Below are 22,120 nucleotides of genomic sequence, written 5' to 3'. Positions count from 1 at the left end.
ATTTAGATCGAAAAAAGGTGAGCCTAAGCCCACCTTTTTGATTCTATTGATGAATAATCGTAATTATTATTCGTCTAAGAAACTACGTAATACTTCAGAACGACTTGGATGACGCAATTTACGAAGCGCTTTTGCTTCGATTTGACGAATACGTTCACGTGTTACGTCAAATTGCTTGCCCACTTCTTCTAGCGTATGGTCAGTGTTCATATCAATACCGAAACGCATACGAAGTACTTTTGCTTCACGAGGCGTTAAACCAGCAAGAACATCGTTAGTTGCAAATTTCAAACTGGTTGAAGTTGCAGAATCAACAGGAAGCTCAAGGGTATTATCCTCGATGAAATCACCTAGGTGCGAATCTTCATCATCACCGATTGGTGTTTCCATAGAAATTGGCTCTTTTGCAATTTTCAAAACCTTACGGATCTTGTCTTCTGGCATTTGCATGCGTTCAGCAAGTTCTTCAGGTAATGGTTCGCGACCCATTTCTTGTAGCATTTGACGTGAAATACGATTCAATTTATTGATCGTTTCAATCATGTGTACAGGAATACGAATAGTACGTGCTTGGTCGGCAATTGAACGAGTGATAGCTTGACGGATCCACCATGTTGCATAAGTTGAGAACTTATAACCACGACGGTATTCAAACTTATCAACCGCTTTCATTAGACCAATGTTACCTTCTTGAATTAGATCCAAGAATTGTAAGCCACGGTTGGTGTATTTTTTCGCAATTGAGATAACAAGACGTAAGTTAGCTTCAACCATTTCTTTTTTCGCACGACGAGCTTTCGCTTCACCGATAGACATACGACGGCTGATGTCTTTGATGTTTAGAACAGGTAAACCTGTTTCTTTAACAATGCTGTTAATTTTCTTAATTGAACGGCGAATGTCTTCTTCGTAACGCTTTAGGCGTTCTACGTATGGCTTATCTGACGCAAGAATTTCGTTAAACCATTCGTCAGAAGCTTCATTGCCTGAGAACAGAGCAATAAATGACTTCTTAGGCATTTTCCCATATTCAACACACATACGCATAATTAAGCGTTCTTGTGTACGAACACGATCCATGCTGCCACGCATTTCACGAACAAGAAAATCAAATTGTTTAGGGATCAGTTTGAATTCACGGAATACATCAGTGAGTTCACCGATTGCTTCACGAGCTTTTCCGTTATCACGACCATGCTCTTCGAAAGCAAGTTGCATGTTATGATAAGAAGTACGAAGTTGAGTGAATTTTTCCAAAGCAAGCTCTGGATCGATACCTACATCTTCTTCCTCTTCATCTTCTTCATCATCTTTTGCTTCTTTATCTTCATCAGCAAGATCTGATTCGCTCAATTCTGAGCCGATATGAGTCGCAGTTGGTGCCGCTGAACCGTCATCATTAGGATCAACAAAACCAGAGATGATGTCAGTTAAGCGAATTTCTTCGGCTTGAACTTTATCAAACTGTTCTAGTAAGTATGAAATAGCGCCTGGGAATTCAGCAACAGAACACTGAACCTCATTGATGCCTTCTTCAATACGTTTAGCGATGTCGATTTCGCCTTCACGAGTAAGAAGTTCAACGGTACCCATTTCACGCATATACATACGAACTGGGTCCGTAGTACGGCCAATTTCACTTTCAACACTTGATAGTGCGGCTGCAGCGGCTTCTGCTGCATCTTCATCAGTTACGGCATCATCATCATTCAATGACATATCATCAGCATCAGGAGCGGTTTCAACCACTTTGATACCCATGTCATTGATCATTTGAATAATATCTTCAACCTGCTCAGAATCTACAATTTCTTCTGGTAGGTGATCGTTAACTTCTGCGTAGGTCAGATAGCCTTGTTCCTTGCCTTTAATTACAAGTAATTTTAGCTGTGACTGCGGATTTTGATCCATAGACGGTTCCTACTTTTGGTCTGTGTGACAGAATTAGTATGCGAAATGCAAACCACAAATAATAACAAATTTTTTTATTGATGACGATGTCGGGATTCTATGCTTTTAATTCTAGCATTAAGGCTAGTAGCTCCCGCTTTTCTTCGACTGATAAGCCAAGCGTTCTTTCTTTCGTCTGCAAACTTTCAATTTGTTGGTTGATGCACTGGGCCAAAACATTGTCCAGTGAATCCATAAATACATCTTGGGTATTGTCTTGATCTATGGGTAATTCCCATACTGCCAAGCGCGATAATAGTTTTTCACTTTTATCCCCACGCCAATATTCTAATAATTGGCCTGTAGAGATATGGGGATTATGTCGGCAATTTTCAAGTAATTGCAGAAATAAACTTAAACCAGGCAATGGAATATCTTGAACACTGCTTAAATCTGGGACTAATTGAGCTAAATTTGGATTTTGTAATAGCAACGTAATAACTTCGCGCATTGCTGTTCGTTTAATATCTGGCTGTACCTGTCGCTTGGTTTCAGGAACACCTTGTTTAGATATTAGTTGCTGTAATTGGCTTTCATCCATAATTCCAAGCGTTTTGCCAAGTTGCTCACGTAAATAAAGGCGTAACGTACCACCAGGAACTTTGTCGATGAGAGGAACAGCAAGTGTTGTGAGTTTTGCTTTGCCTTCTCGGCTGCTTGTATCTACTTGATCAACCAAGCTTCTAAACATGAAATTAATCAATGATTCAGATTGAGCGATTTCTCGCTCGAAGGCTTCTTTACCATATTGACGGATATAGGTATCTGGATCTTCACCGTCGGGTAAAAACATGAATTTTAATTGGCGGCCATCATTGAGGTAGGGAAGCGCTTGTTCCATTGCTCGCCATGCAGCCTCCCGACCCGCTCTGTCTCCATCGTAACAACATACGACGGTGCTTGTTTGACGGAAAAGTAATTGCATATGATCGCCGGTGGTTGCTGTGCCTAGAGAGGCAACGGCATAATCAACACCGAATTGAGCAAGGGCGACAACATCCATATAGCCTTCAACAACCAAAGCTTGAGGCAGGTCTTTATACGCTTGTAATGCTTCGTATAAGCCATAAAGTTCTTTGCCTTTATGGAAAATAGGCGTTTCTGGAGAATTTAAGTATTTCGGTGTACCTTCACCAATAACTCGACCACCAAAACCAATAACACGTCCGCGACGATCTCGAATAGGAAACATGACTCGACCACGAAAGCGATCATAGCGTCGCCCTTTATCGTTTTCAATTAACATCCCGCCACTCACTAAAGCATCTTGTGATGCTTTGTCGCGACCGAAGTTATTTTTCACTAATTCCCATTCATCAGCAATATAACCAACCCCAAATTTTTGAGCAATCTCACTAGAGAGACCGCGTTCTTTAAGGTAGTTAATTGCAACAATGTTATTAGCAGATTTTAATTGAGAACGATAAAACTGACTAATACCGCCCATTAGATCGTATAAACTGCGTTTTTGCTCTGAATTTGCGGTTGGACCGGAAGGCGCACTAAAGCCACTGCGCTGTTCGCGAGGAACATCTAAACCAAGCATTGAAGCAAGTTCTTCGATGGCTTCTACAAACTCAAGACGGTCGAATTCCATTAAGAAATCAATGGCATTACCATGAACGCCACAGCCAAAGCAGTGGTAGAATTGCTTTTCTTGGCTTACAGAGAAAGAAGGACTTTTTTCATTATGAAAAGGGCAACAAGCACCGTAGTTTTTCCCTTGTTTTTTTAGTTTTACTCTAGTGTCGATGATGTCGACAATATCGTGTCGATTTAAAAGTTCATCAATAAAACTACGAGGGATATGTCCGGACATGCTACTTCTTACCTCAATGGTTTTTCATACTATTCTAGTGTTTATATTATCTCAGATACAAACAAGCCGTGCATATCAAAGATAGCACGGCTTGCTTTATAAATAGAGTAGTATTAAGCCAGTTTCGATTTGACGAGTTGGCTTACTTTACCCATGTCAGCGCGGCCTTGGATTTGAGGTTTTAACACGCCCATCACCTTGCCCATATCTTGCATTCCAGCAGCACCAGATTCAATAATTGCTTTGTCTAATAACTCAGCAACTTCTTCATCGGTAAGTGCTTGCGGCATAAAATCATCAAGTACTAAAATCTCAGCACTCTCTTTATCAGCAAGATCATCACGACCAGCGGCAGTAAACTGCAACACTGAATCACGACGTTGTTTAACCATCTTAGTTAACACAGCAATGATATCATCGTCAGACAAAGTTGTATGACCATCGATTTCACGTTGTCTAATTTCAGATAAAGCTAAACGAATTGTGCCAAGGCGTAATTTGTCCTTGGCTTTCATCGCTAACTTTTGCTCGTCTTTGAGTTGTTCAATTAGAGCCATAACTTAGTCCTAAATAGTTAGGTAAGTTATTAGTACAGGCGAACGCGACGTGCGTTTTCGCGAGACAACTTCTTAGCATGACGCTTTTGAGCTGCTGCTTTAGCGCGTTTACGTACTGTAGTAGGTTTTTCGTAATGCTCACGACGGCGAACTTCAGAAAGAATACCTGCTTTTTCGCAAGAGCGCTTGAAACGACGTAGTGCAACGTCGAACGGTTCGTTTTCACGTACTTTAACTACTGGCATATGCCTTTCACCTCAGGTGTTAGTCAATTCGCTGGTAGTTATAATTAACCAGCTATTATTCAAATTGGTGCCGAATTTTAATCCGATCACGTCGTTTTGTAAAGCATTCTTGATTAAGAATTGAGTAATTTCTTTGTTTATTTTAGCTATGCTAGTCATCTCCTTGCTTGAGCTAGCTTAGGGATGTAGGTAATATGGCGATAAATTAACAGGTAACAGAGAAAAATATGCGAATTTTAGGTATTGAAACCTCGTGCGATGAAACGGGTGTGGCTATTTATGATGACGAAAAAGGGCTATTGGCTCATCAGCTGTACAGCCAAGTTAAGTTACACGCAGATTATGGTGGTGTAGTACCTGAATTAGCGTCTCGTGATCATGTTAAAAAAACAATTCCATTGATTCAAGCGGCATTAAATGATGCTGGCATGACAAAAGATGACATTGATGGTATTGCGTATACGGCAGGCCCAGGTTTAGTCGGTGCATTATTAGTTGGTTCAACGATTGGTCGTAGCATTGCGTACGCATGGGATGTACCTGCGATTCCTGTTCATCATATGGAAGGGCATTTATTGGCTCCAATGCTGGAAGAGAACCCACCGGAGTTTCCGTTTGTTGCATTGCTCGTGTCTGGCGGACATACGTTAATGGTTGAAGTTAAAGGCATTGGTTATTATCAAATTCTTGGAGAATCTGTGGATGATGCTGCAGGTGAGGCGTTTGATAAAACAGCAAAACTAATGGGATTAGATTACCCTGGTGGCCCACGACTTTCTAAATTAGCGGAAGCGGGTGTGAAAGGTCGTTTTAAATTCCCTCGCCCAATGACTGATCGTCCGGGACTTGATTTTAGTTTTTCAGGATTAAAAACATTTGCTGCAAATACCATTCGAGCAAATGATGACGATGAACAGACTCGTGCAGATATTGCATTTGCTTTCCAAGAAGCAGTGGCGGATACGTTAGCGATAAAGTGTCGTCGTGCTTTAAAACAAACAGGTATGAAGCGATTGGTGATGGCGGGTGGTGTGAGTGCAAATACGTATCTTCGTCAGGAATTAGAAGCCATGATGAAGAAAATTGGTGGCGAGGTATTTTACCCTCGAACTGAGTTTTGTACGGATAACGGTGCGATGATTGCTTATGCAGGAATGCAACGTTTGAAAAATGGCGAAACAACAGATTTGGCCGTTCAAGCTAAACCTCGTTGGCCGATAGATCAATTAGCACCGATTAAATAAGAAAAGATCGACAGAGATCGTAATGGATCTTTTTTGCGGAATAAAGAAGGGGGATTATTAGTCCCTTTTTCTTTGCCAAATTTTCTTTTCTTTTCCGGCAAAAAAACGTCGAATATTTTCGTGATGTTTTAAGACGATTAGGCATGAAAGCATCGCAACGGGTAACGTATATTGAGGTTTTACAAGCCACGTGAATAAAGGGGCGAGTAATGCGGTGGCCATTGAGGCTAACGAAGAATATCCAGTAATTAGTACGATTACGACCCAAGTTCCAAATAGAAGACCAGTTAGATCTAAACCGATAGGAGCCAATGCACCTAATGCGGTAGCTACGCCTTTCCCTCCTTTAAAATGGAAAAAAAGCGGATACATATGCCCTAAGCACGCCGCAATAGCAATAATGCCAAGTAGTAGTGGATTGATCTCAAGAAAGTAACCTCCCCACACCGGTAACATTCCTTTCAAAATATCACAGAGTAGAACCAGACCTGCCGCCCCTTTTCCACCTAGTCGGAATACATTGGTTGCACCAGGGTTTTGAGAACCTGATGTTCTAGGATCGGGTAAGCCTCTTAATCGGCAAATAAGCACAGCACTAGAGATCGATCCCAGTAGATAGGCGATGATGATCATAATTAGCGCAATAGGAGTCATGAATGAGCCTTTATTTAAGTGTTCAACAGCGATCAGAAATAACTTTTATAGTATATTGCTCTACACATTGAGCAAGGTAATAACAATATTACGTTGTTTTTCTTTTGATGGGTATCCGACCTCTTAATAAAAAGTGTGATCAAAGATGGATTTAGTATTTATAAAACAACTTGAAGTTATTACAACCATTGGTGTTTATGAGTGGGAACAGGGCATTAAACAGAAGCTAGTATTAGATATTGATATGGCTCACGATAATAAACCAGCCGCGGATTCTGATAATGTAGAGCAATGCTTAAATTATGCAGAAGTCAGCGACGCGGTTACTGCGCATATTCAACAAGGGCGTTTTTTACTTGTTGAGCGAGTGGCAGAAGAAATTGCCGAGCTAATAATGACTCGTTTCTCTGTTCCTTGGGTTCGTATTCATTTATCAAAACCTGGTGCGGTAGTTAACGCGCACAGTGTTGGTGTGGTGATTGAACGAGGATCAAAATGAGCACTGTGTATATCGGTGTAGGTTCCAATATTGATCCTGAAAAACACGCAAAAATAGCAATAACAGAGCTAAAGCAATTGGGTAAGTTAAAAAAAGTATCAACAATTTATGAAGCGGAACCGGTTGGTTTTTCGGGGGATAATTTCTTTAATTTTGTTGTTGAGCTTGAAACAAAGCACAGTTTATCTTTGTTAGGCGACTATTTGCGTGCTATCGAGATTAAGTGGGGTCGTAAGCCCCAAGCACAAAAAAATCAAGATAGAACCTTAGATCTTGATATTTTACTTTATGATAATGTCGTATCTAAATCAGATCCAACATTACCAAGAAACGATCTTTTTAAGTTCGCTTTTGTGATTTTGCCTATGGTTGAATTAAATCCTGAATTGGTTATTCCAAGTACAGATAAAACCATTAGTGAAATATGGGCGGGTTTCCCTAGAACTCAATCATTAACACCTGTCACTTTGACATTGATTATTTAAGAGATGTAATGACGTATTTTGAAGCATTTTTTCTTGCTTTATTGCAAGGATTTACTGAGTTTTTACCAATATCTAGTTCGGCTCATTTAATTTTACCGTCGGAGGTACTTGGTTGGTCTGATCAAGGTTTAGCTTTTGATGTAGCTGTTCATGTTGGTACGTTAGCCGCGGTTGTTATTTATTTCAGAAAAGAAGTAGTGACATTACTTTCTGCTTGGACTCTCTCTATTGTAAAAAAAGAACACAATAAAGAGTCTAAACTAGCGTGGTTAATTATATTATCAACGATTCCTGCCGCAGTATGTGGGCTGATGTTTAAAGACTTCATTGAAGTTTATTTACGTAGTGCTTGGGTGATTGCGATAACGACTATCGTGTTTGGTCTATTACTGTGGTGGGTAGATAAAAACTCAACGCTTGTTAAAGATGAATATGAAATGACGTGGAAAAAAGCCTTGTTCCTTGGTATTGCTCAGGCAACAGCTATGATCCCAGGCACATCACGCTCAGGTATCACAATCACAGCGGCGTTGTATCTTGGCTTTACTCGTGAGGCAGCAGCGCGTTTTTCTTTCTTAATGTCGATACCAATTATTACCTTAGCTGGTTCTTATCTTGGATTAAAATTAGCATTAAGTGATGCGATTATTCACTTTGGTTTCTTAGGTACCGGTATTATTGTTTCATTTATTAGTGCTTATATTTGTATTCACTTTTTCTTGAAACTGATTTCGAGTATGGGAATGACGCCATTTGTTATATATCGATTATTGTTAGGGACGAGCCTACTTGCTTGGTTAGCGTTAACGCAATAATTAGAGTCTAGATTAAGGTGGTTGTTGTAAGTGATGAACTTATTAACAACCACTTTTTAATTCTAGTTTATTAAAAGCGCCACTTTGACAGCTTCAATTCTTCTCTTGGTTAATTCATCTCTGATTTCTGGTCCTTTAAACCCTGCTGCGACCACTTCTTTTACCTCTACACGTTGTGCTGCATTAAATGCGGATTTCATTCGTTCTTTTTGAGGGTATGGATTTAATTCTAACCCTAGTCGCCCTGCATGATCGGCTTGGCAGCACAATAGAATCGATTCTAAACGTTCTGGTTTACGCCATAAGTCCATTTTATCGAATATCTTGATAAAGGTTTGCGCTCGTAGTTCTGAAGCTCTGTGGACATTTGTGTGATGCTCACAAACCAATAAGGCTAGCTCTTTGTATTCATTAGGGACTCGAACTCGCTTACACAAATTCTTGATTACTTTTATTCCTGTATGGCAATGCATTTTGTGGCTTGGCCATTCTGATTCAGGAGTCATCCCCTTACCTAAATCATGAACTTGCGCTGCAAAGCGTATTGGAAGTGAGGTACTTAATAATGATGCTTGCTGAGAAACCATCAGTGTATGAATTCCAGTATCAATTTCTGGGTGCCATTGTTCTGGTTGAGGAACGCCAAATAAAGCATCAATTTCCGGCAATACGACGGCTAATGCACCACATTCTTTGAGTACAGAAAGAAAAATATCTGGGTGTTTACTTGATAATGATTTTTCCCATTCTTGCCATACTCGTTCTGGGGTTAAATGAGAGAGTTCGCCACTTGAAACAAGTGTTTTCATTAATTGCATTGTTTCTGGTGCAATTGTAAAACCAAGATAATGAAAGCGAGCGGCAAAACGAGCAACTCGTAGTACCCGTAACGGGTCTTCGACAAAGGCATTGGATACATGGCGTAATAACCGATTCTTTAAATCTTCTTGCCCATGGTAAGGATCAATTAATAGGCCCTTATCTGATTGAGCTATTGCATTAATCGTCAAATCTCGACGCAACAAATCTTCTTCTAATGTGACATCTGCTTCTGCGTAACAAGTGAATCCTTTATATCCTTGACCACTTTTTCGTTCTGTTCTGGCTAAGGCGTATTCTTCTTTTGTTTTTGGGTGTAAGAAAACAGGAAAGTCTTGTCCTACGCTTTGGTAGCCAAGCGAATTCATGTGAGTGGGTGTAGAACCAACAACGACCCAATCTTTATCTTTTACGTCAATATTGAGGAGTGAATCTCGAACTGCACCACCTACTAAATAAATTTGCATCTGTTTTTCCTACACACAATCAAGATAAAGAGAACTTTCTTTACTTTCTGACTTCCAATGATACCGTGCAATGACAATATTTCGACTTTTTATTCGAAGACTCACTCATCGATATAGATAAATTAGGTAGATACCCCTTTTATGTACCAAGACTTCTTTGGCTTTACTGAATGTCCATTTTCAATGACTCCTAATGCGCGTTTTCTTTATTTAAGCGAGCGTCACAAGGAGGCATTAAGCTATTTGCAATCAGGATTAGGGCAAGGGGGCGGATTTGCTTTATTAACGGGAGAAGTTGGTACTGGTAAAACGACAGTATCGAGAGCACTTTTTTCGGAGTTAAATGAAAATATACATCTTGCTCTTATTTTAAATCCGACATTTACCGCATTGGAATTATTCACGGCTATTTGTGATGAGTTAAAAATTGAATATTCATCAACACCGTCATTAAAACAATTAACGGAAGTGATTGTTGAGTTCTTAGTGAGTGAAGATAAGAAGGGATTTCAAACCATTGTCGCGATAGATGAAGCCCAACATTTAGGTCCTGATGTATTAGAACAGCTTCGTTTATTAACTAATTTTGAAACGGACAGTGATAAATTATTAAAGGTTCTGTTGATTGGTCAGCCTGAACTGCAACAGAAACTGCAACAAGCTAATTTACGCCAGTTGGCTCAGAGGATTACCGCTCGATATCATTTATTGCCGTTAACAGTAGAAGACATCCAATATTATATCGATCACCGTTTGCAGGTTGTTGGTAGTAATGCGACGTTATTTTCGTCTTCGGCGATTAAAATCATCGCATTGCGATCAAAAGGCATTCCCCGTTTGATTAATCTATTATGCGATAAGGCACTATGGGTGAGTTACCAACAGGGAGAAAAAAACGTTAATGCTTCATCGGTAAAGCGTGCTTGTGAATTGGTTTTAGAATGGGAAATCCCAGCAGTAAGTCACATTGACCTACCCGCTAAAAACAACGCGCCTTGGTTAATGTTATCTATTGCAATTGCACTATCAGTTAGTTGTACTTTGGGGGTTTATAAAGCACTTCCTAGCTACTTAGCATCGACGTATCCTATCGTCGAGCAAGTGAAAGAACACCCATTAATCGGCTTTGATTCCGAGCAAGCGGCTTTTCAACAATTACTCGAAGTATGGGGTTATGAAACAAATACATTTCAAGCCAACTGTACTAATGCAAAAAGAGCGCAGTTATATTGTTTAGATAATAATGGGTCTTTAAATGATCTATTAGCACTAAATCGCCCCGCGATTGTATGGTTACAACAAGAGAATGGAGATGACTTACTGGCTATTGTTTATCATATCTCATCTAAAAATATTGCATTATTATTGCCAGAGCGCCAGATTGAAGTTTCTCATCAATGGTTTGAAAAACATTGGAATGGCGCTTATATGCAACTCTGGAAAAAACCAATTATGACCAAAAGAGCGATGAGACTTGGTGATGAAGGTGAAGCCATTGTGGAATTGAATCAATTACTTTCTTTTGCCTTAGAGCAACCACTGACTAATTCGAATCGTTTTACTGAAGAAACCGAAGAACAAGTTAAGCAATTTCAAGCTATTTTCGGTTTGAAGAAAGATGGAGTGGTGGGGTCAAGTACGTTAATGTGGTTAGACAGTGTGATAAATACCAATGTCCCTATGCTTCAAGGAGACAAATAAATGAGTACTTTCTTTTCTCATCCTTCAAAGTTTTTGATAGGTTCATTGGTGATATTACCTCCCTTTGTTTTATCCTTGGTTATCGCGTTGCCTTATTATGAAGCAAGTAAGCAAGAAATTGTTCCCTATCATGCCAATTATGCTGAGTTAGTATTCCCTACATGGGAAACACAAAAGATCCCTATGCGCCGTCATTTGTTAGCGCTTAATTCTTCAAATAATGCAAAGAAAGAGGTAGAGAGGCCTCTACCTGATAAGACTGGATTCGGTACAGTCAAGCGTGTTCCCGCTCAAGCCAATTCAAATATTACGCCAGCGAAAAAAGAAAAAGATTTTAATATTAATAATTTAGATTTATCTGGGTTGTCACCTGAGCTTGCAGCGCGATTTGAATCTGCTATGAATGATCCGGCAGACGTTAATCAAGAGAAAGAACTTGTTTGGGATAATGATGAATCAACCATTGAGCTTGTTAAAAATGGCGCTGAATTTATGGGGCGATTACCCGCGTTGAATTTTCAGACGCACAATTACACATCTAAGCTCAGTCAGCGGTGGGTAAAAGTGAATGGAAAAGAAGTCAGTGCAGGGGAGAACATTACACCTAGTGTGTCATTACTTGAGATTAACCCAAGAAATGTAATCATTGAGTTTGAAAATAAGAAAATTGAAGTGCCAGCACTTTATGAGTGGAAAGGATGATGGATGTTTTTCTGCATAAATAAGTGGACTATATAGATACAAAAAAGCTCAGAATAATTCTGAGCTTTTTTGTATTAGTTGAACCTTAATGAATTAAGACCAACCGTTTTGTTTTTTCTTGCGGCTTGGGATCATGTGCGGAAGTAGAAGTCCAAAGAGTAGACCAATACCAGCAACACCACCGCCATACATGAAGTACTTAAGTAATAAGTCTTCTTTTTGAGTATCTAGTTTAGCGCGTAATTCACGAATTTCAGACTGAGAGCTAACCAATTGGTTATTCACATCGCTGTAGCTTTGCTCTAAATCTTGCATTTGTTGATTACGTTGAGTCAAGCTATCTGCCAACCCTGCTTTCTCATCATTTGCGGCTTTACGCGCATTTGCAAGCTGTGCTTTAACTGACGTTAATTCAGCTTGAACTTTTGGTAAGCGCTCTCCAAGACCCGCTTGGCGAGAAACAAACTTGCTTTCAACCCAGCCTTTACGGCCTTTAGTATCGACAATCTGAGTAAAGCTCGCATTTTTGTTGCTGCTTAATAGAGTCACTCGATCACCCGCATCTACGCTGCCAATGATTTTATATTGGTTACTTGGACCTGAGTGCATGTACGTAAACAGGTTATCAGAAATATAACGAGTTTGAGCTTGCGCTTGCGCTGGCGCAGCAATAGCCCAAGCAAGTAAAATCAGGCTAATAAAATGCTTCACAATAATATTCCTTTGAAAAATTGGTATTGAATCGTTTAAGTTAAAGAAAAAATGACACTCTTATCACTGTAAATTCAAACGAAGGTATAGATACTAAAAATATTTAAGCCCAGATGCAAGAAAAGAGGAGATTTTACTCTCCTCTTTGTGCAATTGTTTCAAAATTGATTAAGCTTATACTGGAGCGCCGATACCGAAGATGGCTTGCATTGCGTAGTAGAAAACGACCGCCAATAACGCACCAGCTGGTAGGGTAACAACCCAAGAGGCAACAATGTTACGTACTACACCTAAGTTTAGCGCGCCAATACCACGAGCAAAGCCTACCCCAAGAACCGCACCAACCAATGTTTGTGTTGTTGAGATTGGAAGACCAGTACCAGATGCTAATACAACAGTCGAAGCCGTTGCTAACTGTGCAGCAAAGCCACGGCTAGGAGTCAGTTCTGTAATACCAGTACCAACGGTAGCCATTACTTTATGACCTAAGGTTGCAAGACCAACAACGATACCAATACCACCTAGCGGAAGGATCCACCAAGCAATAGAGGTTTGAGAGGTAATTTGACCCATGTTTTCAATGGTTGAAACAACCGCAGACAATGGACCGATCGCATTGGCAACATCGTTAGAACCGTGAGCAAATGCCATCGCACAGGCTGTAATTACCATTAACGTACTAAAGATACTTTCTACGCCAGTAAAGCCACGGCTGTCTTTCTCATCATTTACTGTATTTGCAAATTTACGAGAAATATAAAGATACCCACCAACCATTACTAATGCAGAGACTGCAATAGAGGCTAGCCATGCTTCGCCGCTTGATAGGTGTAAGCCAACGTGTTTTAGACCTTTCTTGATCGTAACAAGTGCAATGACCATTGTCGTAATGAACATGTAAACAGGAACAAAACGTTTTGCGTTCATCAATGGTTTATCAGTATCGAAGATTAATCGCTGAGCACTAATGAAAATCATATAGGCAAAAATACCGGATATGAGAGGCGTGATTAACCAACTTCCCACAATACCTTGCACAGAACTCCAATTAACCGCTTCCGTACCAACAGCAACACAAGCAAAACCGATGATAGCACCGATAATTGAGTGCGTTGTTGATACCGGCCAACCCATGTAAGAAGCAAGTAATAACCAAGTACCAGCGGCAAGAAGCGCTGACATCATGCCATAAACTAAAACTTCAGGTTGATGAGCGAAAAGAGAGGTATCAATTACCCCTTTACGAATTGTATCTGTAACCTCACCACCAGCAAGGTACGCCCCTGCAAATTCGAAGATCATAGCAATGATAATTGCTTGTTTTACTGTTAACGCTTTAGAACCTACAGAAGTGCCCATCGCGTTGGCTACATCATTAGCACCAATACCAATAGCCATTAGAAGACCGAAGAAGGCCGCAACTATAATTAGGGTCGTGCCGTAGTTAGCAAGAATATCCATTGTAGTACCTGTTACTGAATCACAAACTTATGAGCGAGATAACATCAGTTCTAAACGAGAACCAACACGTTGTGCTTGGTCGGCAATGCCACCAACCCACTCAAGAATTTTATAAAGGAACATAACATCGATTGGGTTGTATTTGTGCTCGATGCCCATGAGTTGTTGACGCAATTGAATCTGCAGATCATCAGTATCATCTTCAATGATATCTAGTTTGTTGATCATTTCTGCAACTAAGGTGACTTCACGTCCTTTAAAGCCGGTCTCTAACAGTTCGTCTAATTCGCTGATTACTTCTTGGGCTTGGTTAGCCGCATCTAAACAACGCTGAACATAAGCTAGAAATGCATCCTGCATAGAGGTTGGAATTTCAAGTTGACGACCGACAACGCGACCTGCGATGTCTTTAGCCAAGTTTGCGAGTTTATCTTGTTGAGTCAGAAGACCGAGCATATCGGTACGATCAACAGGCATAAACAACCCGCGAGGAAGTTTTAAACGAATTTCACGTTTCAGAACATCCGCTTCTTTCTCAAGATGAGAAATTTGCGCACGAAGTTCATTCGCTTTTTCCCAATCACCAGTTGCACACGTTTCGAAAAACGGAATAAGCAGTGAGCAGCATTCATTGACACAAACAACGTGACGCTGCAAAGGTTTCATTGGGGACTTTGCGAATAACCCCATAATAGTATTTACTGGCATGGTTTCTTAACCTAATAAAACAACCACCTAATGGTGGATTGTTAGACGATGGCCACAAAGGCGCGAATGTTAACCCAATCCCACAATCAATAAAACTACTTTAGATCATGGTTTGGCTATTATTTCTTACTTGATACGGGATAGTTTAAGCCATATCCTTGGAAAGACAACGGTTATGAGGTCATTATGGAAACTGAAATAGAACTAAAGTTTTTTGTTTTTCCTGAATTTGCAGACACTATTATAGACAAAATTTCGGGTGCGAAAGTCATAGAACACAGCAGTCTTGATTTAGGGAACACCTATTTTGACACGCCAGAACAGCATTTACGTAAGCACGATACGGGGTTACGTATCCGTCGCTTTAATGATGAACGTATTCAAACACTAAAGACCGCGGGTCGTGTTGTAGCAGGATTACATCAACGTCCTGAATATAATGCAGAGCATGATTCGGATGTACCTAATGTGTTATTACATCCCGCAGATGCATGGCCAAACGACATTACATTAGATGCACTTCAATTGCAGCTTGCTCCTTTGTTTTCAACTAATTTTACTCGTAAGCAGTGGTTGATTTTAATGTCTGATGGCAGTGAAATTGAATTAGCTTTTGATCAAGGTGAGGTTCTTGCTGGTGATAAAACAACACCGATATGTGAAGTTGAACTTGAGTTGAAGTCAGGCCAAACGGATGCCTTGTTTACATTAGCTCGGGATCTTTGCCGTTCTGGTGGGATGCGCTTAGGCAATCAAAGTAAGGCTGCTAAAGGGTATCGTTTAGCCATGAATAGCCCTAAAGATAATGTAAAACCATTATCATTAGTCAAAACGAGTTCTAACGACAGTGTTGAAACGTGTTTTGTAAACTCGCTAGAGCATGCTTTGTCTCATTGGCATTATCACGAACAAATTTACGTTGATACACACGATAAATTAGCGTTGCAGGAAATTCGAATCGCAATCGCGTTTTTACGTCAGATCTTCCTTGTCTTCGGTGAAATGGTGCCAAAGCGTGCGAGTGAGTTATTACGACAAGAATTAAAATGGTTAGAAGAAGAATTGCATTGGCTTGATGTTTCTGAGCATATTGAATACCTGACAGAAGAAAAAGGCAACGTACTAAGAAAACTGAATGCGCGTAAGTTTTTAGTTTCTAGTTTAGAAGAAGGCGCAAAAACACTGCCAAGTGATGACGAAATGCTCTCTCTATTAAGATCATCTCGTTATTGTGGTTTATTGCTTGATTTAAGCCGTTGGATTTTAACGCGAGATTGGCAACCTTTTTTAGATGATAAAAAACGTCAATCATTGCAAGAACCAATAGATGCTCATTCAGGAACGCTTCTTGATCGCACTTGGGAGGCGCTAGAGTCTGCTTTTTCAAGTTCCAATCAATTATTACCACAAGATTATTTTAAACAGAAAATGCGCTTACGCCGAAATTTGATGACGGGAACGTGTTTTGCTCTTATCTATGACGATGAGCGTCGTACTGGTTTTCGATTACCTTGGCTTGATTTATTGCAAGGCATTGATGATTTGATGAGTTTGGAGCCATTAAGAGCACGTGTTGACTTGCTTACCGGTGAAGAAGAGCGTGATCAGTTAGAACGTTGGATTATCCGTCAAGAGCGATCCATGCTCCATGCAATGGAACAAACACGACGAGCTGGGTTAGCGTACCCTCCTTATTGGCAATAAAAATACGATCTATTTATTGTCTTAAGCTGTCATGAAATATAAAGAGAAGTGTGCTTACTTCTCTTTTTTATTTTCGATTTGATTAAGTCGTTCTAAAATTTCGGTTTGTTGCTGGAGGAGCAAATCAAGCTTTTGGCTTCGTACTATTTGCTCTTGCTCGTGTATATGCTTTTCTCTGACTTTTTCAGGCTCTGTAATTATGGAGGTAATTAAACCTGAAATCATACCAAAGATCCCAACGCCTGAAATGATGATAAAAACGGCCAGTATTTTCCCCGCAACAGTAATAGGATAATGATCACCATAACCGACGGTTGATATTGTCACAAAAGCCCACCATATCGCATCCCCTGCGGTTTGTATGTTTGCATTCGGGTTTTGCCCTTCAAATACAAGCATAAAGACAGAGCCAAGCGAAATTAATGTCACCATCAACACAAGAATAGACGCAATAGTGGCTTCTTTTCGGTTTTTCTTAATCTGTTTCAAGACGGATTGACTGGATCGGAAAAGTCGGCATATTCTTAAAATATGAAAAATTCGGGCATATCGAATGGGTTCAATGATCGGAATACTGGCAATAAAATCGATCCAATGATCTTTCATATATTGACGACGATCTTTACTTCTAAGTAAATCAATACTTAATTGCAGAAGAAATAAGGCACAGATGGTGGTGTCGATACCAATCAACATTGCTTTACTGGCACTATTTAGTGGTAGAAACAGCAAGCTTGAGATCACAATTAATGATAAAAACGACAGTATCAGTGACATTAAGCTCATGGGTTTAAGGTCAATTTTGGTATGATTCATTTTAAATTTATATGTATCTCAGTAGATATAAAAAATGTGTACATAGGCTTACACAGCTTGCTCCATGATGCACTAAATAATCAGAGACTTAAAGGAATGAGGAAATGCTATGCCCGTAATAACATTTAAGCCATGGGAAAGGCTGGTAACTGATATTAAGTTAGTCCCTAAATTGGTCATGTTAATGGTATTTAGTACCGTTTTGTTAGTATCAAAACAATTATGGGATGCAAATACGTTCTATCATGCCGTTATTGATGTTCAAAAAGAAAGCGCACAAAGCGCTGCGACAGCGAATGCAGAATTAATTAACGGTATTTTAAACAGCCAATCGGGCAATCAGCAATTGGTGGCAGAGGCCATCACCGCTCAAGCAAAGGCATGGACCACCGGAAACTACATTTACGCGATTGATCGTAATAGTGGGGAAGTTTTTGGTCATAAATCGATTCAATCGTTGTCTTCATTAACCGGATCTATTGATGGTGGAAACTCCGTAAACCAACTCTTGCGTAATGTATCGTCTCAGCAAGCGTATTCTCTTAATGATAATACTCGCTATGAATTTGCCGTAAAAGTGGCAAATCATAATTGGGTTGTTGTTTCTTCATTAACAACAAAAGGTGCAGAGGCTTATTATCAAGAATATTTGATGCAAGTGATTTGGCAGACCATTGCCATGATTGTTGCTTTTATGGTTATTCTGTTGGGTGCTTCAAGCATTATGCTGCGTCAAATGCGTTATTTGAACAGTTCAATGAAAGAGATTGCGGCGCAAAATTTATCGCTACCTGTAGAGATGAATTGCAAAGATGAATTTGGTGATCTAGCAAGAGAATTAGATAAAACGCGTTTACAGCTTAAATCGGTTGTGGAGAATCAATTATCGGCATCTCAAGAGCTGGCCAGTTTGACTGAAATTATGACGATAAGCATGGAAGGAACAAAAGAAGCGGCCCAAGAAGAGTTTGCAGAAATTGATCAGCTAGCGACAGCAATGAGTGAAATGAATTCTACGGTTCAAAACGTAGCAGAAAATGCGCGCAGTGCCTCTATAGGGACAGAGCAAGCTCAAATCCAAGCAAAAGTAGGTCAAGAATTTGTTCAAGGGACCATCATTAAAATTCAAGCACTGTCTGGTGATATAGCTTCTTCTGCTGAAGTGGTTAATCAAGTAGAAGAGCGAGTAATATCCATTAGTTCAGTGGTTGAGACGATTCGTGGTATCTCAGAACAAACGAATTTATTAGCATTAAACGCGGCAATTGAAGCGGCACGCGCAGGTGATGCTGGTCGAGGTTTTGCGGTCGTTGCTGATGAAGTGAGAAACCTAGCACAGAGCACACAAGGTGCAACGGTTGAGATCCAAGAAATGATCACTCAGCTTCAAAATAGCGCGAATCAAGCCGTTGACCTAATGGAAAAAAGTGTTGTTGAAGCGGCTGAAGGCGTCGAATTGGTGACGAATGCTGGGACAGAACTAGACAGCATTGTGAATCAAGTGAATAACATTAATGAAATGAACTTCCAAATAGCGAGTGCTGCGGAGCAACAAAGCAGTGTGGCTGAAGAAATGGATCAGAACCTAACGAATGTTCGTGAACTGGTTGAAGCGTCAGTGGTTGTAATGACAGAGCTAACTGAAACCTCAGAAGAAATGCAGAAGAATGCTGAAGATCTCGAAAGTAAAATGAAGATGTTTAAGATCTAGTTTACGACGGTCTCTTTTTTATGAACGCCCGCACTCAGTTGTGGGCGTTTTTGTTTGCGACAAAATACAAAGTTTGGCACAGTGTTAGCATTACCTTTGTATGGAATTTTCGATAAGGAATATCATGTCTTTGCCTTCATCATTAGCGTCTCTTGCTCAGCAACGTTTAGACGAACTAACCTATCTTTCTCATGTGAAAATGTGGCCTGAAGAATTTCAACAACAGTTACTGGTTTCTTTCGGTTGCAGTGATTTTTTGTATGACGCATTTCAACAAGATGAGTTTCTATGCGAACACTTTCCCTCATTTTTTGAGAATACGCCTCGATCAGACTCATATCGTTCTCGATTAGAGGTCCAGCTTCAGTTGTGTCTTGATGAAAATGCATTAATGAGAGAACTGCGTTATTTTCGTCGCAGAGAAATGAGTTACATTGCGTGGCGCGATTTCAACCGTTCGTGGTCATTAGAAGAAAGCCTGTCACACCTTTCTTTACTTGCAGAGGCGTTAATTGTTGAGTCTTATCAATGGATATACAAGCAAGCGTGTATCGATTGGGGCACCCCTAAAAATGAGCAAGGGGAAGAACAACCCATGCTTATTATTGGAATGGGTAAACTTGGTGGTGGAGAACTTAACTTTTCTTCGGATATCGATTTGATTTTTACCTACCCTGAAAATGGAGAGACAGAAGGAGCACGTCGAAGCATTGCTAATGCACAATTTTTTACACGTTTAGGACAAAAACTGATTAAAGCTCTTGATCAAACCACCTTCGATGGGTTTTGTTATCGAGTGGATTTACGTTTGCGCCCATTTGGGGACAGCGGCCCGTTAGTCATGAGTTATGCGGCATTAGAAGATTATTACCAAGAACAAGGTCGTGATTGGGAGCGCTATGCCATGATAAAAGCGCGAGTGATGGGCAAAGAAACATATAGCCATTATCAAGAATTGCGTCAAATGCTTCGTCCTTTTGTTTTTCGTCGTTATATTGATTTTGGTGCAATTCAAGCATTACGCCGTATGAAATCAATGATAAGTACAGAAGTTCGCCGTCGTGGATTAAGCAATAATATTAAATTAGGGGCGGGCGGGATCCGTGAAATTGAATTTATCGCTCAAGTGTTTCAATTAATTCGTGGAGGCAGAGAGCCTTCTTTGCGAGGGCGTGGTTTATTAGAAACATTAGAGGCAATTAAAGTGTTAGGACAATTGCCTCCACAAGATGTTGATGATCTTGTCGATTCTTATTGTTTTTTACGTCGTTTAGAAAACTGCCTTCAGGCGATTAATGATAAACAAACTCAAACCCTGCCTGATGATGAAAGAGATCAACATCGTTTAGCCTTTGCGATGGGTGAAAATAATTGGGATGATTTATTCGTTACAATCCAACAACGAATGAATACCGTCCATACCGTTTTTGAAGAGCTTATTGGTCATGATGACGATGAATCAGAAAGCAATATTGATAAATCGTACAGTGAACTTTGGGATATGGCTCATAACCAAGATGTTTTAGAGCACATTCTGGAAGAGTTAAACCCAGAGCAAGCAGAAATCCTTGTCTTACAAATCATTAGATTTAAAGGGGAACTGAAAAAGAAAACGTTAGGTCCAAGAGGACGAGAAGCCATCACGCATCTAATGCCCAAACTATTTAGTATTGTGATTAGTCGAGAAGATGCGAAAGATACGTTACCGAGATTAACAAACCTAATTCAAGCAATCGCTACACGTACGACGTATTTAGAATTACTTGATGAGAACTCAGGGGCATTGCAACATCTTGTCCGTTTGTGTGCGGCAAGCCCGATGGTGGCCGAGCAACTTACTCGCTACCCAATCTTGTTAGATGAATTACTGGATATTAACCAACTCTATAATCCTATTGAATTAAGCCAATATAAAATTGAGCTGCATGAGTTTCTTGCTCGTATTCCTGAAGATGATATGGAACAACAGATGGAAGCATTACGCCAATTTAAGCAAGTTGGCTTATTGCGTATCGCCGCGTCTGATATTTCTGGTGGCTTATCATTAATGAAAGTGAGCGACCACTTAACGTACTTATCTGAAGCGATTGTTGAAGCCGCGTTAAATCAAGCTTGGTTACAAGTGACTGAAAAATTTGGAGTCCCCACACATCTTGAAGGTCGAGACAGTAAAGGGTTTGCGGTTATAGGTTATGGCAAAGTGGGCGGTTGGGAGCTTGGCTATAATTCTGATCTTGATATTGTGTTTATGCATGATTGTGATGCCAATACATATACAAATGGTAAAAAAGAGATTGATGGACGTCAGTTCTATTTGCGTTTAGCACAGCGAATTATCCATATTTTCTCGGTACGAACCGCGTCAGGTATTTTGTATGAGGTTGATACACGCTTACGCCCATCAGGAGCATCTGGGTTACTTGTTAGTACCAGTGACGCTTTTGATGAATACCAAAGAAAAGAGGCGTGGACATGGGAGCATCAAGCGTTAGTTCGTTCTCGTATGATTTATGGTGATCCTATTTTACAGGATGCATTTAATACAACGCGCCATGAGATTTTATGCTTGAGACGTGAAAGTGCAAAATTACGACAAGATGTGGTCGAAATGCGTGAAAAAATGCGCGACCATCTGGGAAGTAAAAAACAAGGTCGGTTTATGTTGAAACAAGATGCCGGTGGCATTACCGACATTGAATTTCTCGCTCAATATCTTGTGTTAAACAACAGTCACGATAATCCTAAATTAACACGTTGGTCTGATAATGTTAGGATATTTGAAAGTCTTGCTGAACAAGGCGTGATATCTGAAAGTCTTTCATCAACGCTGATTGATGCGTATTGTGTCATGAGAAATGAGATACATCATCGCAATTTATTAGGGTTTGATGCCGATGTGGCGGATGATTGTTTTCTTGATGAGAAGAGTGCGGTAATGACTGCATGGAAAGATTGGCTTGAATAGTCGTTTATTTACCTAATGATTGGGGGTGATTAGGGTTATTTAACCATGAGTTCAGTAATCCTAAGTTGGCGCAGAACTTGCGTAAAT

Annotated in this window: 19 protein-coding genes; 9 read left to right on the top strand and 10 right to left on the bottom strand. The window is 40.1% G+C overall.

The window, feature by feature from the left end; genetic code table 11:
* Positions 1-66: 66 nt before the first annotated feature.
* From rpoD to rpsU, 4 genes are all read right to left on the bottom strand, one after another.
* Positions 67-1,911, bottom strand: a complete 1,845-nt coding sequence (gene rpoD, locus A6E04_RS03645) for an RNA polymerase sigma factor RpoD (protein WP_065610026.1) — start codon at positions 1,909-1,911, stop codon at positions 67-69.
* Between the two features lie 97 nt (positions 1,912-2,008).
* Complete coding sequence (gene dnaG / locus A6E04_RS03640) at positions 2,009-3,769, bottom strand: DNA primase (RefSeq protein WP_065610024.1); 1,761 nt, start codon at positions 3,767-3,769, stop codon at positions 2,009-2,011.
* 113 nt (positions 3,770-3,882) lie between these two features.
* A complete protein-coding gene (locus A6E04_RS03635) occupies positions 3,883-4,326 on the bottom strand; it encodes a GatB/YqeY domain-containing protein (RefSeq protein WP_017022525.1) in 444 nt (147 codons plus the stop codon).
* 29 nt (positions 4,327-4,355) lie between these two features.
* Entirely contained in the window at positions 4,356-4,571 is a 216-nt protein-coding gene (gene rpsU, locus A6E04_RS03630) for a 30S ribosomal protein S21 (RefSeq protein WP_005421025.1), read from the bottom strand.
* A gap of 227 nt (positions 4,572-4,798) precedes the next feature.
* On the opposite strand from rpsU, the gene tsaD reads away from it, so the two are divergent.
* Positions 4,799-5,815, top strand: a complete 1,017-nt coding sequence (gene tsaD, locus A6E04_RS03625; protein WP_065610022.1) for a tRNA (adenosine(37)-N6)-threonylcarbamoyltransferase complex transferase subunit TsaD — start codon at positions 4,799-4,801, stop codon at positions 5,813-5,815.
* Between the two features lie 57 nt (positions 5,816-5,872).
* On the opposite strand, the gene plsY is transcribed toward tsaD, so the two are convergent.
* Complete coding sequence (plsY, locus tag A6E04_RS03620; RefSeq protein WP_017022528.1) at positions 5,873-6,469, bottom strand: glycerol-3-phosphate 1-O-acyltransferase PlsY; 597 nt, start codon at positions 6,467-6,469, stop codon at positions 5,873-5,875.
* 145 nt (positions 6,470-6,614) lie between these two features.
* Here plsY and folB point away from each other — a divergent pair, with 145 nt between their 5' ends.
* Genes folB through A6E04_RS03605 form a run of 3 tightly spaced genes read left to right on the top strand, consistent with a single transcriptional unit; the run spans position 6,615 to position 8,268 of the window.
* Positions 6,615-6,968: a bifunctional dihydroneopterin aldolase/7,8-dihydroneopterin epimerase gene (gene folB / locus A6E04_RS03615; protein WP_012551144.1), complete on the top strand. Its 354-nt coding sequence runs from the start codon at positions 6,615-6,617 to the stop codon at positions 6,966-6,968.
* Positions 6,965-7,453: a 2-amino-4-hydroxy-6-hydroxymethyldihydropteridine diphosphokinase gene (folK, locus tag A6E04_RS03610; RefSeq protein WP_065610020.1), complete on the top strand. Its 489-nt coding sequence runs from the start codon at positions 6,965-6,967 to the stop codon at positions 7,451-7,453. Before folB ends, folK begins: the two co-directional genes overlap by 4 nt.
* A gap of 8 nt (positions 7,454-7,461) precedes the next feature.
* Positions 7,462-8,268 carry an undecaprenyl-diphosphate phosphatase gene (locus A6E04_RS03605; RefSeq protein ID WP_017022530.1) on the top strand — a complete coding sequence of 269 codons (807 nt, stop codon included), beginning with the start codon at positions 7,462-7,464 and terminating at the stop codon, positions 8,266-8,268.
* Between the two features lie 62 nt (positions 8,269-8,330).
* Here the strand turns inward: A6E04_RS03605 and A6E04_RS03600 are convergent, their stop codons facing one another.
* A complete protein-coding gene (locus A6E04_RS03600) occupies positions 8,331-9,554 on the bottom strand; it encodes a multifunctional CCA addition/repair protein (RefSeq protein WP_023604168.1) in 1,224 nt (407 codons plus the stop codon).
* Between the two features lie 141 nt (positions 9,555-9,695).
* Between A6E04_RS03600 and A6E04_RS03595 the strand changes: the two genes are divergently transcribed.
* Together A6E04_RS03595 and A6E04_RS03590 are read left to right on the top strand one after the other, a co-directional pair.
* The gene (locus tag A6E04_RS03595; RefSeq protein ID WP_065610018.1) at positions 9,696-11,255 is read left to right on the top strand and encodes an ExeA family protein; all 1,560 of its coding nucleotides are present in this window, start codon (positions 9,696-9,698) and stop codon (positions 11,253-11,255) included.
* On the top strand, positions 11,256-11,957 hold the full coding sequence (locus A6E04_RS03590) for a general secretion pathway protein GspB (RefSeq protein ID WP_065610016.1): 702 nt from the start codon (positions 11,256-11,258) through the stop codon (positions 11,955-11,957).
* A 93-nt stretch (positions 11,958-12,050) separates the two neighbouring features.
* Here A6E04_RS03590 and A6E04_RS03585 read toward each other — a convergent pair whose 3' ends face one another.
* The 3 genes from A6E04_RS03585 to A6E04_RS03575 form a co-directional block, all read right to left on the bottom strand.
* On the bottom strand, positions 12,051-12,668 hold the full coding sequence (locus tag A6E04_RS03585) for a TIGR04211 family SH3 domain-containing protein (protein WP_023604171.1): 618 nt from the start codon (positions 12,666-12,668) through the stop codon (positions 12,051-12,053).
* A gap of 174 nt (positions 12,669-12,842) precedes the next feature.
* Positions 12,843-14,129: an inorganic phosphate transporter gene (locus tag A6E04_RS03580; RefSeq protein ID WP_017022535.1), complete on the bottom strand. Its 1,287-nt coding sequence runs from the start codon at positions 14,127-14,129 to the stop codon at positions 12,843-12,845.
* Positions 14,130-14,156: 27 nt separating this feature from the next.
* Positions 14,157-14,837: a TIGR00153 family protein gene (locus A6E04_RS03575; RefSeq protein ID WP_012551136.1), complete on the bottom strand. Its 681-nt coding sequence runs from the start codon at positions 14,835-14,837 to the stop codon at positions 14,157-14,159.
* A gap of 186 nt (positions 14,838-15,023) precedes the next feature.
* Here A6E04_RS03575 and A6E04_RS03570 point away from each other — a divergent pair, with 186 nt between their 5' ends.
* Positions 15,024-16,541: a CYTH and CHAD domain-containing protein gene (locus tag A6E04_RS03570; RefSeq protein ID WP_017022536.1), complete on the top strand. Its 1,518-nt coding sequence runs from the start codon at positions 15,024-15,026 to the stop codon at positions 16,539-16,541.
* 54 nt (positions 16,542-16,595) lie between these two features.
* Here A6E04_RS03570 and A6E04_RS03565 read toward each other — a convergent pair whose 3' ends face one another.
* Positions 16,596-17,357, bottom strand: a complete 762-nt coding sequence (locus tag A6E04_RS03565; RefSeq protein WP_023604172.1) for a potassium channel family protein — start codon at positions 17,355-17,357, stop codon at positions 16,596-16,598.
* A gap of 109 nt (positions 17,358-17,466) precedes the next feature.
* Here A6E04_RS03565 and A6E04_RS03560 point away from each other — a divergent pair, with 109 nt between their 5' ends.
* Entirely contained in the window at positions 17,467-19,068 is a 1,602-nt protein-coding gene (locus tag A6E04_RS03560; RefSeq protein WP_065610014.1) for a methyl-accepting chemotaxis protein, read from the top strand.
* Positions 19,069-19,192: 124 nt separating this feature from the next.
* Positions 19,193-22,033: a bifunctional [glutamate--ammonia ligase]-adenylyl-L-tyrosine phosphorylase/[glutamate--ammonia-ligase] adenylyltransferase gene (gene glnE, locus A6E04_RS03555; protein WP_065610012.1), complete on the top strand. Its 2,841-nt coding sequence runs from the start codon at positions 19,193-19,195 to the stop codon at positions 22,031-22,033.
* The last annotated feature ends 87 nt before the right edge of the window (positions 22,034-22,120 follow it).

Origin of the sequence: Aliivibrio logei (assembly GCF_001691055.1) — a bacterium.
GTDB classification, from domain to species: Bacteria; Pseudomonadota; Gammaproteobacteria; order Enterobacterales; family Vibrionaceae; genus Aliivibrio; species Aliivibrio salmonicida.
Note: the sequence above shows the minus strand (reverse complement) of the source record. Positions and strands in the feature narration are given on the sequence as shown.

Bases quoted from the DNA above. Each gene is read 5' to 3' on its own strand.
- rpoD (WP_065610026.1), bottom strand. From the start codon at position 1,911: ATGGATCAAAATCCGCAGTCACAGCTAAAATTACTTGTAATTAAAGGC.
- dnaG (WP_065610024.1), bottom strand. From the start codon at position 3,769: ATGTCCGGACATATCCCTCGTAGTTTTATTGATGAACTTTTAAATCGA.
- A6E04_RS03635 (WP_017022525.1), bottom strand. From the start codon at position 4,326: ATGGCTCTAATTGAACAACTCAAAGACGAGCAAAAGTTAGCGATGAAA.
- rpsU (WP_005421025.1), bottom strand. From the start codon at position 4,571: ATGCCAGTAGTTAAAGTACGTGAAAACGAACCGTTCGACGTTGCACTA.
- tsaD (WP_065610022.1), top strand. From the start codon at position 4,799: ATGCGAATTTTAGGTATTGAAACCTCGTGCGATGAAACGGGTGTGGCT.
- plsY (WP_017022528.1), bottom strand. From the start codon at position 6,469: ATGACTCCTATTGCGCTAATTATGATCATCATCGCCTATCTACTGGGA.
- folB (WP_012551144.1), top strand. From the start codon at position 6,615: ATGGATTTAGTATTTATAAAACAACTTGAAGTTATTACAACCATTGGT.
- folK (WP_065610020.1), top strand. From the start codon at position 6,965: ATGAGCACTGTGTATATCGGTGTAGGTTCCAATATTGATCCTGAAAAA.
- A6E04_RS03605 (WP_017022530.1), top strand. From the start codon at position 7,462: ATGACGTATTTTGAAGCATTTTTTCTTGCTTTATTGCAAGGATTTACT.
- A6E04_RS03600 (WP_023604168.1), bottom strand. From the start codon at position 9,554: ATGCAAATTTATTTAGTAGGTGGTGCAGTTCGAGATTCACTCCTCAAT.
- A6E04_RS03595 (WP_065610018.1), top strand. From the start codon at position 9,696: ATGTACCAAGACTTCTTTGGCTTTACTGAATGTCCATTTTCAATGACT.
- A6E04_RS03590 (WP_065610016.1), top strand. From the start codon at position 11,256: ATGAGTACTTTCTTTTCTCATCCTTCAAAGTTTTTGATAGGTTCATTG.
- A6E04_RS03580 (WP_017022535.1), bottom strand. From the start codon at position 14,129: ATGGATATTCTTGCTAACTACGGCACGACCCTAATTATAGTTGCGGCC.
- A6E04_RS03575 (WP_012551136.1), bottom strand. From the start codon at position 14,837: ATGCCAGTAAATACTATTATGGGGTTATTCGCAAAGTCCCCAATGAAA.
- A6E04_RS03570 (WP_017022536.1), top strand. From the start codon at position 15,024: ATGGAAACTGAAATAGAACTAAAGTTTTTTGTTTTTCCTGAATTTGCA.
- A6E04_RS03565 (WP_023604172.1), bottom strand. From the start codon at position 17,357: ATGAATCATACCAAAATTGACCTTAAACCCATGAGCTTAATGTCACTG.
- A6E04_RS03560 (WP_065610014.1), top strand. From the start codon at position 17,467: ATGCCCGTAATAACATTTAAGCCATGGGAAAGGCTGGTAACTGATATT.
- glnE (WP_065610012.1), top strand. From the start codon at position 19,193: ATGTCTTTGCCTTCATCATTAGCGTCTCTTGCTCAGCAACGTTTAGAC.